The following is a 12,329-nucleotide window of genomic DNA, read 5'->3' as shown; positions in this document are numbered from 1 at the left end:
TTGCCAAAAAGAGATTAATAATTATATAATTTTAAATGTATATGATAAAAACTACATTAGTCCCTAGAGGACAGAAAGGAATTCTCCTTGAGTAAACCTAAAAAAAGTCCAAATGTTCCCCAGTTGAGCAAACAAGAGAAACGACGGGTAGAACAGGAGCAACAGAAGCAGAAAACGAGAATTTTAGTTATTAGTTCAATAGCTGTAGTAGTTATCATTTTTGTTGGATTGTTTATGTTAGCTTCGAAAGATGCAGCAAAGAATGTCTCTACAGGAGAACCGGTAGAATTCAATTACAGTGAGCTACCTAGGATTGGTAATGAGGATGCACCTGTTAAGCTTGTTGAATTTGGCGATTTCAAATGTCCAGCTTGTTCCCAGTTTGCTGGCTCCATGAAACCGAAAATTGTTCAAGATTTTGTCAACGAGGGAAAAGCAGCTCTTTACTTTGTAAATATGGCTTTCGTTGGTCCTGACTCTGAGACAGCTTCACTAGCTGCATTGTCTGTATACCATCAGAATAAGGATGAATTCTGGAAGTTCTATGATGCTGTATATGCGCAGCAAGGGGATGAGAGCGACGAATGGGCCACTGAGGATTTCTTGATAAGCCTTGCTGAAAAAGAGAAATTAGCGATCGATTACGATCTTTTGCGTAAAGACATCCAAGAGAAAACTTATGCAGATGAGCTGAAGAAAGACATTCAGTTGGCAACTGACGCAGGCGTGACAAATACGCCTTCGCTCTACATTAATGGAGTGAAAACGGCTGAACCTTTCGATATTGAAGCGATTACATCTGAAATTAACACCGCCGCAAAAGCAGTGGAGGCAAAGTGACAAAATTCCTATCTTTTTGCAAGCGTAACTGCCTCTATCTGGCCTGGTTTGTCTCTTTGGTTGCTGTAGCTGGTAGCTTGTATTTAAGTGAAGTCTTGAAATATGAACCTTGTAAGCTTTGCTGGTTTCAGCGGATTTTTATGTATCCGCAGTTATTTTTGTTGGGAATTGCCACTTTCCGTGGAGATAAGCGCATCATTCCTTATGTGCTTCCATTAAGTTTGATTGGTGGCAGTATCTCAATCTATCATTATGCGGAACAGAAGATTCCAGCGTTAAGTAAAGTTCTACCTTGTACAATTGGTGTTCCTTGTAATAAAGATTACTTGAACTACTTCGGATTTATTACGATTCCTTTGTTAGCTTTAATCGCTTTTGCTCTAATTAGTCTCCTTCTTTGGTATGGACGTAAGGAAGAAGAAATGATTGAAGTAGATGCAGAGGAGAGCTTAGGATTTTAGTTTTCGCTTTGGAAGTTACAAAAAAGCTGAAAAGGTATTAAAATCACGGGCTAGAGGGATAATTGAAGATAATGAAAGAGAGCATCCAATAAGACGCTATATTTGAGCTTATTGGATGTTTTTTCATTCTTTTTTCATTTTTTTCAACGCTTTACTGTAGGCACTTTGTAGACTAATATTAGACCTTGTGAGAAGTTGAATATGCGCTGAATTTTCTTAGGAAAAACGGGGGAACCAAACTTGGCATTCATGCCAATGGGGTGAATCGGAACCGGGTCGAACAGACCTGTACCGTAGGGCTATAACCACAGCCCGAATCCGCCAGCTAACCTCGTAAGCAAGGTGGGAAAATGACCATGCATAAGCATGCGGATCATTTCCGTATGCTTATTTTTGTGTCTGCATTTATGAAATCCACCGATGAAAACAGCGCACGGAAATTCCGTTTCAGCTCCCAAAGAAAGGAACTGTATCCACCATGGTAAGCAAGGTAAAACGACTATTGATCGGACGTCCGATGAAGTCGAATGAACTCGATCATGAAAAGTTATCCAAGGTTAAAGCACTGGCTGTCCTGTCTTCTGATGCGCTCTCGTCTGTAGCCTACGGAACGGAACAAATACTGATTGTACTGGTGGCTGCCGGGTTTACTGCCATCTGGTATTCCCTGCCAATTGCATTAGCCGTATTGGGCCTGCTGGCCATCCTGATTTTATCCTATCGGCAGACGATTTTTGCTTATCCGCAAGGAGGCGGAGCTTATATCGTAGCCAAGAGCAATCTTGGTATTCCGACAGGGCTGCTCGCTGGGGGTTCATTATTGGTGGATTACATTCTTACCGTAGCGGTTAGTGCCTCGGCAGGGACGGATGCGATCACATCGGCTTTTCCAAGTCTTCATAATCATACTGTTCTCATCGCTGTATCTGTTATCGTTCTATTAACAATCATTAATCTTCGCGGAGTGACTGAATCGGCTTCGTTCATCGCAATTCCAGTGTATTTGTTTGTGGTTTCGATTGTTGTTCTGATTATCTCCGGTATCGTTAAATATGCAATGGGTGGCGCGCATGCGAATGTTCCTGAAATAGGCAGCGCCGTATCTAATGTAAGTTTGTTTCTACTATTAAAAGCGTTTAGCTCTGGTTGTTCAGCCCTAACGGGGGTTGAGGCCGTATCTAATGCGATCCCAAACTTTAAAGCACCGGCTGAGAAGAATGCAGCCAAGACGCTAATGATCATGGGACTTATCCTTGGCTTTATGTTTACCGGAATCACTGTGCTGGCGTATTGGTATGGTATTGTGCCAGATGAAAAGGCTACGGTTGTCTCTCAGATCGCTGAATCGACCTTTGGCCGTGGCGGATTGTACTTTTTCATTCAAGGGATTACAGCAGTGATTTTGTTCTTGGCAGCTAATACAGCATATTCAGCGTTTCCGCTGCTTGCCTTTATGTTTGCAAAAGATAAATATCTGCCACACGCATTTATGGTCCGTGGTGACCGCCTGGGCTTCTCAAACGGCATTATTTTTCTAGGAGTTATGTCTATCATACTTGTGGCTGCATTCCATGGGAATACGGAAGGTTTGATTCCACTTTATGCGGTAGGCGTGTTCATTCCTTTTACCTTATCCCAACTGGGGATGATGGTGCATTGGATCAAAACAAGACCTGCTGGATGGGTGAAAAGATTTGTTGTAAATACCATCGGTATGCTGACTACATTGACGATTACGCTTATATTTATCATTACTAAATTCTCGAGCGTATGGATGGCATTCATTTTCTTACCTGCTGTAATGTTCGTGTTCCACCGTATTCATAAGCACTATTTGAACACTGCGGATCAACTGCGTATATGTCCGGCTACTGATAAACCTATAATTAAAGGAAGTACTGTAGTTGTTCCTGTTGCAGGGGTTACACGTGCCGTATTACATTCCATCAGCTATGCGAAGTCTCTAACAGATAATGTTGTTGCTGTGTATGTAGGCTTTGATGAAGAAGACATTCATAAGATGGAGCAACGGTGGGAGGAATGGAATCCAGGCGTACGCCTGATTGTACTTCGCTCCAGATATCGTAGTATCATTCGTCCGTTAGTGAAGTTTATCGATACGGTTGAGTGGAAGACAGCTGCGACGGATCACATCACGATTCTGATTCCACAGTTTATTACCAAACATTGGTGGCAAGCCGTGCTTCATAATCAGACCAGCTTTTTAATCCGCTCGTATCTAATGAATCAAAAGGACGTTGTAGTAGCGACTGTCCCTTATCATTTAAATAAATAAGTAGAAGATTAAAGATGAGGTTATATCCGGAACGTTCGGAATATAACCTCTTTTGTATTTTATATGAAGGAAATTGTTGCAAATCCACAGAATTTGAAATTTATATGTTGACACAGAGAATGAGAATCAATATCATTTAAAAGTGAAGCAGAGGTAAAGGTCACCTTTGAATATCAAAGCAGTTACATATAGGAGGGTTTTTAATGTTTTGGCTTAACAGAAAAAGATCAGGAAGCATGAAAGTGACAATGAGCGGACTAATAGTGATGACGCTATTACTTTCCGCTTGTGGTAATAATAATGCTGAAAGCTCATCAAATGCAGGAACAGCGCCTACAACAGCTCCTACAGCAGAATCTACAGAGGCACCTGCTGCTCCTAAGACATTAACAGATGCAATGGGCCATGAAGTAACGATTCCGGCTAATCCACAGCGCGTCCTGGGTTCATATTTGGAAGACTCATTGGTAACTCTGGGTGTAACTCCAGTAGCTCAATGGTCAGTTACAAATGGCGTTCAGGATTATCTGACCACTGAATTGAAGGATGTTCCTACAATTAGTTACGATCTTCCGTTAGAGGCTGTAACCAGCTTTGCTCCGGATCTTATTATCATCCCATCGGAGTCTTCTGTTCAGAACGGGATTTACGATCAGTTGAATAAGATTGCACCCACTTATGTAATTGGGGATGAACTAAATCAAGATTGGCGCAAATCTTTGCTCAAGATTGGTGAGATTTTGAACAAAACCTCTGAAGCAGAAAAAGCCATTAAAGATTATGATGTTAAAGCAGCGGCTGCGAAAGAACAGCTTGCAGGAGCTATTGGACAAGAGTCCGCGGCTATTCTATGGTTGGTGCAAAAAAACTTCTATATTGTAGACGAAACCCGCAGCAGTGGTGCTGTATTATATACAGACCTTGGCGTAAAGCTGCCTAACTTAGTAACAGAGATCCCAGTAGGAACAAGAGCAACTTGGAATCCGATCTCGCTAGAGAAGCTTTCTGAGCTGACCGCAGATCATATTTTCCTTGTAAATAGTGATAAGACTGAGGGTTCGGAGATCCTAGATAGTGCAATCTGGAAGGGTATCCCAGCTGTAAAAGCTGGAAATGTGCATGAAATGAGCTCAACAAGCAGCTGGCTTTACAGTGGTGCGAACGCTGGCAGCAAAATCATTGACGATGTGCTAAAAAGTCTTGTGAAATAAAAGTCGTAATTCACCATGAATGAGACTGATCATTTCGTTGGGGGAGGGCGTGCAGATCAAGTATCTCGGGATACAAAGATCTGCACCATTTTTTTATAAACCAATCCCATAGTACGGAAAAATCGTTCCTGCAATTGTACAACATAAATATTTTTGCGATAATGAGAATGATTGTTGTTATCATATAAACCATTGTAACTATTGAATAAGGAGACAACCCATGGTTTCACCCTCAGATTTCGCAAATCTTAATAAAAATGAACCCAAAAAAGCTCTACATACCCGACCGGCAGCTGCCATTGGTATTCTTATTTTTGGACTTGCTGCTATTGCCTTCGGATTGGCACTTTCGGTCTCAGTGGGTGCGGCAGATATCAAGTTAGCTACAGTATGGGAAGCTATATTTCATTTCAATCCAGATTTACAAAAACATCAGGTGATCAGAGAACTGCGATTTCCACGTGCTATTGCTGGCGCCTTAGTCGGTGCTTGCTTCGCAGTAGCAGGGGCTATCATGCAGGGGATGACAAGAAACCCGCTTGCGGATTCAGGGCTGTTAGGCTTGAATGCAGGAGCAGGAGTAGCGTTGGCAATAGTATTTGCTTTTGCACCCTCACTCTCATTCACTTCACTAATGTTGTATTGCTTTATCGGTGCCGCTGTGGCCTCTTTTATCGTATTCGGAATCGGTTCGCTTTCTTTTAATGGCCTGACCCCCTTGCGATTGACACTAGCAGGTTCGGCAGTTAGTGCTTTATTGGTTGCTATTAGTCAGGGAGTAGCTATTCTTTTCAACTTATCTCAGGATATAGCCTTCTGGTTAGCCGGTGGGATGGGGGGAGCTAGCTGGACTCAGATCAAGATTATATTCCCTTGGGTGGCCGTAGCCTTAATTGCAGCGATGATGTTATCACGATCCGTTACATTACTCAGCTTAGGAAGAGAAGTTGCGGTTGGTCTGGGGCAGCGGACAAGGTTAGTTCAGTTGGCATGTATGATTGTTGTGGTTATCTTAGCTGGAAGTGCGGTTTCAACGGTTGGCCCGATTGCTTTTATAGGACTAATTATTCCACATGTTACACGTTATTTCGTTGGAGTGGACTACCGCTGGATTATACCTTGCTCGGCTGTTCTGGGGAGCTTATTGATTATCTTTGCAGATATTGCCGCAAGAATGATAAATGCACCGTATGAGACACCGCTAGGAGCCTTAATTGCCATCATCGGCGTACCTTTCTTTATTTATTTAGCGAGTAAGCGGAAGGGGGAGCTGTAATGCCCAAAATAACCCTTACTCCAGATGAAAAAGAACGCCGTACACGCACCATAACGGTGTTATCGCTCCTTGCTATACTGATCGTCGTGGTGTTTATAGTCAGTATGAATACAGGGTTTATGCGTCTATCCCCACTGGAGGTATTACATACACTGCTGGGTGATGGAACACATCAGCAAAAGCTTATTTTATTTGATTTCAGATTACCCCGCATAGTAATTTCATTGTTAGTTGGAGCGGGCTTTGCAGTGTCAGGCTGTATTCTACAAAGTCTCGCGCGAAATGCACTTGCTGAACCGGCTACGCTGGGGATAAGTGCTGGTGCAGGTTTTGCTGTAATCATTTTTATCTCGTTCTTTCCGGCTACAACAGCAGCTCCGGTATTTGTCTTGCCTCTCCTAGCGCTTGGTGGGGCTGGCCTGACTGCAGCTTTAATCTATATTCTTGCCTACCGGAAGGCAGATGGTCTGTCTCCTACAAGGCTGATCCTTATCGGGATTGCGGTCGCTGCAGGAATCAATGCTTGCCAGCTTGTATTGGCACTTAGGCTTGATCCTAATAATTATCAATTTGTAGCTACTTGGATCGCCGGGAAAATATGGGGTGGGGATTGGAGATTCGTCCTTGCTTTGCTGCCTTGGATCGTGATTCTGTTACCGTTCGCCTTCTATAAAGCCCGGGTTCTAAATGTATTGAATCTAGGGGACCATACTTCATTAGGTCTAGGAATGCGTGTGGAGAAGGAACGTATTCTCCTTCTGGTAACAGCCGTAGCGCTTGCCGGCTCCTGCGTCGCAGTAAGCGGAGGTATTGGCTTCGTCGGCCTGATAGCACCACACCTGGCTCGCAGGCTCGTGGGACCCCGTCATCAGGTGTTATTACCTGCTAGTGCTTTGACAGGGGCGCTTCTTATGATTACCGCTGATACCATCGGCAGATGGGTGTTGCAACCTGCGGAAGTTCCGACTGGCATTGTGGTTGCGATTATTGGCGCACCTTACTTTTTATATTTACTCGCCAAGTCTAAAGCGTAAATTAGTTCATACTTAGGAGCATAGCTCCATAAAACTTTTAAGGGAGTTGTAGATCATGTCAGAACGTTTGAATACAGAAGAATTAAGTATTGGGTATGCAGAGGCTACTATAGTTAAAGGATTGAACTTGTCTATCCCTACGGGAAAAATCACTGCACTAGTAGGTGCTAACGGCTCCGGTAAATCTACAATCCTCAAAACGATGGCCCGGATTATGAAGCCGAAGAGTGGCACCGTAATGCTGGACGGCAAATCGATCCATAACTTTTCAACTAAAGAGGTTGCTAGGCAGCTAGCGATTCTACCGCAGAACCCAACGGCTCCTGACGGTCTGACGGTATCTGAGCTGGTCAGCTACGGTCGTTTCCCTCATCAAAAGGGATTTGGCACGATGACCGCTGAGGATCGCAACATCATCTCCAACGCCATCTCTGTTACGGGCATGGAATCTTTTCATGATCGCCCTATTGACCGTCTCTCAGGTGGACAACGTCAACGCGCATGGATCGCTATGGCGTTAGCTCAAGAAACAGATATTTTATTCCTTGACGAGCCTACAACGTTCCTAGATATGGCGCATCAGCTCGAAGTTCTTCAACTTTTGCAAAAGCTGAATGAGGAAGAGGGCCGTACCATTATCATGGTCGTGCATGATTTGAATCATGCTACTCGTTATGCGCAGCATATGGTAGCGATTAAGTCCGGTACTGTGGTTAGCGAAGGCTCACCTACTGAGGTTATGACACCAGATGTATTGCGGGAAGTGTTTGGAATTGAAGCGGATATCGTTCCGGATCCACGTACGGGTGTGCCACTGTGTCTTCCTTACGAGCTTGCTGCCTATAAAGCTGTGTAATTATCATCTAAAATCATACAACGAACAGGCTCCTGTCATTGACAAGGGAGCCTGTTCGTTGTTACAGTTGTGGTTGCCTACAATTTCATAATAACTCTTTAAAATAGATCAAGGACCATCATTTATACATGGTTAAAGGAGCATGAAAACATGAATATTGACAAAATTCAAGATGACCTAGAGCAGCTAATGACTGCAGGAATAGTGAAAAGTCATGAGAATTTAAAAGATCACGTGTACACTAAAATGGGCGGCAAGGCTGATATTTTGGCTGCACCAGCTACTTATGATGAAATTCAAAAGATCGTTACATATGCAGAACAAAATGGGATAACCCTTACGGTACTTGGGAATGGCTCCAATGTGATTATCCGTGATGGAGGTGTACGTGGTATCGTTCTGCAAACGGCAGGACTGACCGAAATGGGGATTCGCGACAATCTCTTATATGCGCAATGTGGTGCCAAAATAATTGATGTTTCCAGATATGCGCTTGGTAAGGAGCTTACGGGTCTTGAGTTCGCCTGTGGCATTCCAGGAACAGTCGGTGGAGCGCTCTATATGAACGCAGGTGCTTATGGCGGTGAGATCAAAGATGTCCTGCATAGTGCACTAGCTATAAATAAGAACGGGCAGTTGGTAACTCTGCAAGGAGATGAGCTGCAATGGGGATACAGAAAAAGCGTGTTCGCAAGCGGTGAGTACATTGTACTTGAGGCCAAATTTGCTATGACTTCCGGTGATGTTTTAACGATCAAGGCAAAAATGGATGAACTAACTTATTTACGTGAATCGAAGCAACCGCTTGAGTATCCATCCTGTGGGAGTGTATTTAAGCGGCCTCCAGGCCGTTTTGCAGGTCAGTTAATTCAAGAGAGCGGCTTACAGGGTACAAGAATCGGCGGTGCTGAGGTATCCAAGAAGCATGCGGGATTTATTGTGAATGCAGATAATGCAACAGCCAGTGATTACATCGGGCTAATCCACCATGTAAGAGCGACTGTGAAGGATAAATTCGGTGTAGAGCTGGAAACTGAAGTGGAGATCATTGGAGAAGAATAAATGATAAGCAAAAAGAGCCCGCAATCGCTGTGGGCTCTTTTTGCTTATCATAATCATGTTCGTTTAATCTACTGAAAGGGTGTAATTAGCTCTGTCCGTAGTTATTTCTGCCTTGCGGTCGGCTAAGTCTACGATTTGAAGACCTTCAACAGCTAAATCATAAGTGGATTGTGGCAGGGATACCAGTTCACCATCGGCGTTAAGTGTGCTGCCGAAACCTCTTAATATCAGTGCACTTCCAAGATATTCATCAATAACATCGTCTGCACTCCGGAAATCTACGGACTCTAAATTGAAATGAACTTTATCCAAATCACGAAGTTCTTTCTTTTCAATTGCGATTGTTTCATTCAAATGATTGTTAAGCCAATCCATAAGCTGCTGTATACTTTGTTCCATAAAATGCTCCCACCCTTAGCTCGAAGATTATTATGAATAAGTTACCCTTTTCTTAGGATTTGAATCCTTTTTTTTGCCGCATCTTAATTAACCATATGAATAATTCATGTCATTAAAAAGAAATCCACAATCAAATTGGCATTGGTTTTGAGCTTCCTAATCTCTACATACGCAGGTCTATCCACGTTAATCTGGAGTTATTTGCTGATCTGTATAAGGTAACAGTAAAGAGTAGAACTTGTCAGGAGCGGGCTACCCATGGTATAGTTCAAGACGCAATATGCTTTATGCTTTAAGAAGAAGTCTGCACTAAAGTTGTGCAGGAGAGGTTCGCGAACTCCCTCTATAAAAAACTAAGAATATATTAAACAGTACAAGCGGTTGCTGTCCTTTATCCGGACGTTGCTTCCGTTTCTTCTTAGTGGAGCCAAGTTTTCGAAATCTCGTTCTTCTTTCCATTACCGGCCAAGGCCGAAGGAAAAGAGAGGGGTTTTTTGTCGTGTCAGAAGGAAGATTGAAAGAGGAAATGCAAGAAGTTACTTTGCTTGGTAATCAGGGAACACAGTACAAGTTTGGTTATGATCCAGACATTCTGGAGGTGTTTGATAACAAACATCCCGGACGTGATTATTTTGTTAAATTCAACTGCCCTGAGTTCACTAGCTTGTGTCCTGTAACGGGTCAGCCGGATTTTGCCACGCTGTATATTTCGTATATTCCTGAACAAAAAATGGTGGAATCCAAATCATTAAAGCTGTATCTGTTTAGCTTCCGCAACCATGGTGACTTTCATGAGGACTGTGTCAACATTATTATGAATGATCTGATCTCACTGATGGATCCGCGTTACATTGAGGTATGGGGCAAGTTCACTCCGCGCGGAGGCATTTCAATTGATCCTTATTGCAACTATGGAAGACCGGGTATGAAGTATGAGGCGATGGCGGAACACCGCTTAATCAATCACGACCTCTATCCAGAAAAAGTGGACAACCGCTAAATTCCAACTTGTGATAAGGAGAGATTCATATGAACAAAAAAGCACTCGTCGTATTCAGCGGCGGACAAGATAGCACCACTTGCCTGGTTTGGGCATTGCAGCAGTATGAGGAAGTGCAGGTAGTTACCTTCAACTATAATCAACGTCATGCGGCTGAAATCGAAGTTGCAACAGAGATAGCAGCTAAGTTTAATGTAAAACAGCATATTCTTGATCTGGGGCTGCTTAATCAGCTGGCACCCAATGCACTTACCCGTCAGGATATAGATATCGTGGCTGGTGAAGGGGATGAGCTTCCAAGTACTTTCGTCGATGGACGGAATTTGTTGTTTTTATCTTTTGCCGCAATATTAGCTAAACAACTGGGGTACTCCCATATCGTCACTGGGGTTTGCCAAACGGACTTTAGCGGTTATCCGGACTGCCGTGATGTTTTTGTGAAATCATTGAATGTTACGCTGAACTTATCTATGGACTATGAGTTTGCGATCCACACTCCCCTAATGTGGCTGGATAAAAAAGAAACGTGGGAAATGGCCGATCAACTGGGGTATTTTGATTATGTTCGCGAACACACACTGACCTGTTACAACGGTATTATTGGCAGTGGCTGCGGTACTTGTCCAGCCTGTCTATTGCGTCAGCGTGGTCTTGAGCAATATGAGGCGGAGAGAATGGAGGCCGGTTCTTAATGCTTAACGAGGTTTCAGTCTGCAAAATATTTACGTTCGATGCGGCACACCAGTTAGTGGGACACAAAGGGAAATGCAGCAATCTGCACGGACATACTTATAAGCTCGAAGTAGTGCTTAAGGGCAAACCTATGGCCGCGGAAGGCCACTCGGATGAAGGCTTCGTCATTGATTTTAGCGATATCAAAATGACAGTACAACAAAGCCTTGTAGATCGTTTAGATCACGCTTTTCTTGCTATGGGAAATGAACCTGTGTTAGAGACGTTAACGAATACGGGCTCCAAAGTAGCCTTATTGTCTTTCCGCACCACAGTGGAGAATATGTCTTCATATATTGCCTACAAGCTTAAGCAAGCAGGGTTGCCTTTATACTCGGTAAAGCTATGGGAGACTCCAACCTCTTGGGCAGAGGTGCTGGCTGAAGATGTTCCGGATGAAGGGCCATCCTACCGTTTGTATGGAGGCTGTGACTGTGAGTAAGATTCCTGTAATTGAAATGTTCGGTCCAACTATTCAAGGCGAAGGTGCGGTAATTGGAGTGAAGACGATGTTTGTCCGCACCTATGGCTGCGATTATCGCTGCGGCTGGTGTGACTCCGCTTTTACTTGGGATGGTACGGCTAAGAATAAGGTTCGCATGATGGAAGCAGAAGAAATCATAAATGAATTATTGGCGTTAGCTGGAGATAATTTCGACTGTGTTACGATTTCAGGCGGTAATCCTGCCTTGATTGGTGAAGGAATGGGTACCTTCATCAGTCTGCTTCATGAGCGTGGAATAAAAGCAGCGATAGAAACTCAGGGGAGTAAATGGCAGGATTGGTTCAATGACGTGGATGTGCTGACAATCAGCCCTAAACCCCCAAGCTCAGGAATGACAACGAATTGGGAAATGTTAGATAACATCATGAGTAAGATGGAGAAACTGGGTCGTTCTACGCATAGCTTGAAGGTCGTAGTGTTTGATGATAATGATTTTGATTATGCGAAAAACGTTCACCAGCGATATCCGAATGTGCAGCTCTTTCTGCAGCCTGGTAATGATGATGTCACGGAAGAGGGCAACATTTCTGCTCGACTTCTGGGAAGGCTGGAGTGGTTGTTTAATAAAGTAATCGTGGATTCGGATATGAACAAGGTTCGTGTACTTCCACAGCTGCATGCATTGATCTGGCATAATAAGCGTGGCAAATAAAAGAT

General features: G+C 43.5%; 13 protein-coding genes and 2 riboswitches. Of the genes, 12 read left to right on the top strand and 1 reads right to left on the bottom strand.

Annotated features, from left to right (window positions below):
• The first annotated feature begins 123 nt into the window (after positions 1-123).
• The 8 genes from NSS82_RS18045 to murB all read left to right on the top strand — a co-directional run bounded on the left by NSS82_RS18045 (position 124) and on the right by murB (position 9,036).
• Positions 124-840, top strand: coding sequence for a DsbA family protein (locus NSS82_RS18045; protein WP_076273314.1), 717 nt, complete (start codon positions 124-126; stop codon positions 838-840).
• On the top strand, positions 837-1,301 hold the full coding sequence (locus tag NSS82_RS18040) for a disulfide oxidoreductase (RefSeq protein WP_036687553.1): 465 nt from the start codon (positions 837-839) through the stop codon (positions 1,299-1,301). Before NSS82_RS18045 ends, NSS82_RS18040 begins: the two co-directional genes overlap by 4 nt.
• A 194-nt stretch (positions 1,302-1,495) precedes the next feature.
• A riboswitch (cyclic di-AMP (ydaO/yuaA leader) is annotated at positions 1,496-1,655 on the top strand.
• A gap of 124 nt (positions 1,656-1,779) precedes the next feature.
• Entirely contained in the window at positions 1,780-3,597 is a 1,818-nt protein-coding gene (locus NSS82_RS18035) for an APC family permease (RefSeq protein WP_036687552.1), read from the top strand.
• Positions 3,598-3,800: 203 nt separating this feature from the next.
• Positions 3,801-4,808: an iron-hydroxamate ABC transporter substrate-binding protein gene (locus NSS82_RS18030; RefSeq protein WP_081384357.1), complete on the top strand. Its 1,008-nt coding sequence runs from the start codon at positions 3,801-3,803 to the stop codon at positions 4,806-4,808.
• 220 nt (positions 4,809-5,028) lie between these two features.
• Complete coding sequence (locus NSS82_RS18025) at positions 5,029-6,084, top strand: FecCD family ABC transporter permease (RefSeq protein ID WP_076273258.1); 1,056 nt, start codon at positions 5,029-5,031, stop codon at positions 6,082-6,084.
• A complete protein-coding gene (locus tag NSS82_RS18020) occupies positions 6,084-7,118 on the top strand; it encodes a FecCD family ABC transporter permease (protein WP_076273257.1) in 1,035 nt (344 codons plus the stop codon). Before NSS82_RS18025 ends, NSS82_RS18020 begins: the two co-directional genes overlap by 1 nt.
• A 55-nt stretch (positions 7,119-7,173) precedes the next feature.
• Positions 7,174-7,974 (top strand): ABC transporter ATP-binding protein, encoded by an 801-nt coding sequence (locus NSS82_RS18015; RefSeq protein WP_036687549.1) that lies wholly within the window; start codon positions 7,174-7,176, stop codon positions 7,972-7,974.
• Between the two features lie 150 nt (positions 7,975-8,124).
• On the top strand, positions 8,125-9,036 hold the full coding sequence (gene murB, locus NSS82_RS18010; protein WP_076273256.1) for a UDP-N-acetylmuramate dehydrogenase: 912 nt from the start codon (positions 8,125-8,127) through the stop codon (positions 9,034-9,036).
• 63 nt (positions 9,037-9,099) lie between these two features.
• On the opposite strand, the gene NSS82_RS18005 is transcribed toward murB, so the two are convergent.
• Complete coding sequence (locus NSS82_RS18005; RefSeq protein WP_036687547.1) at positions 9,100-9,435, bottom strand: hypothetical protein; 336 nt, start codon at positions 9,433-9,435, stop codon at positions 9,100-9,102.
• 319 nt (positions 9,436-9,754) lie between these two features.
• Positions 9,755-9,798: riboswitch (PreQ1 riboswitch) on the top strand.
• Positions 9,799-9,961: 163 nt separating this feature from the next.
• On the opposite strand from NSS82_RS18005, the gene queF reads away from it, so the two are divergent.
• Genes queF through queE form a run of 4 tightly spaced genes read left to right on the top strand, consistent with a single transcriptional unit; the run spans position 9,962 to position 12,324 of the window.
• Positions 9,962-10,435, top strand: a complete 474-nt coding sequence (gene queF, locus NSS82_RS18000; RefSeq protein WP_218641955.1) for a preQ(1) synthase — start codon at positions 9,962-9,964, stop codon at positions 10,433-10,435.
• Positions 10,436-10,464: 29 nt separating this feature from the next.
• Positions 10,465-11,127, top strand: a complete 663-nt coding sequence (gene queC / locus NSS82_RS17995; RefSeq protein ID WP_076273254.1) for a 7-cyano-7-deazaguanine synthase QueC — start codon at positions 10,465-10,467, stop codon at positions 11,125-11,127.
• Complete coding sequence (locus tag NSS82_RS17990; protein ID WP_036687544.1) at positions 11,127-11,609, top strand: 6-pyruvoyl trahydropterin synthase family protein; 483 nt, start codon at positions 11,127-11,129, stop codon at positions 11,607-11,609. The genes queC and NSS82_RS17990 overlap by 1 nt, the downstream gene beginning before the upstream one ends.
• A complete protein-coding gene (gene queE / locus NSS82_RS17985; RefSeq protein WP_038571434.1) occupies positions 11,602-12,324 on the top strand; it encodes a 7-carboxy-7-deazaguanine synthase QueE in 723 nt (240 codons plus the stop codon). The genes NSS82_RS17990 and queE overlap by 8 nt, the downstream gene beginning before the upstream one ends.
• Positions 12,325-12,329: the final 5 nt, after the last annotated feature.

Source organism: Paenibacillus sp. FSL H7-0735 (genome assembly GCF_038008505.1).
GTDB lineage: Bacteria > Bacillota > Bacilli > Paenibacillales > Paenibacillaceae > Paenibacillus_AQ > Paenibacillus_AQ odorifer.
The sequence above is the reverse complement of the archived record's forward strand: the minus strand, read 5'-3'. Positions and strand labels throughout refer to the sequence as shown.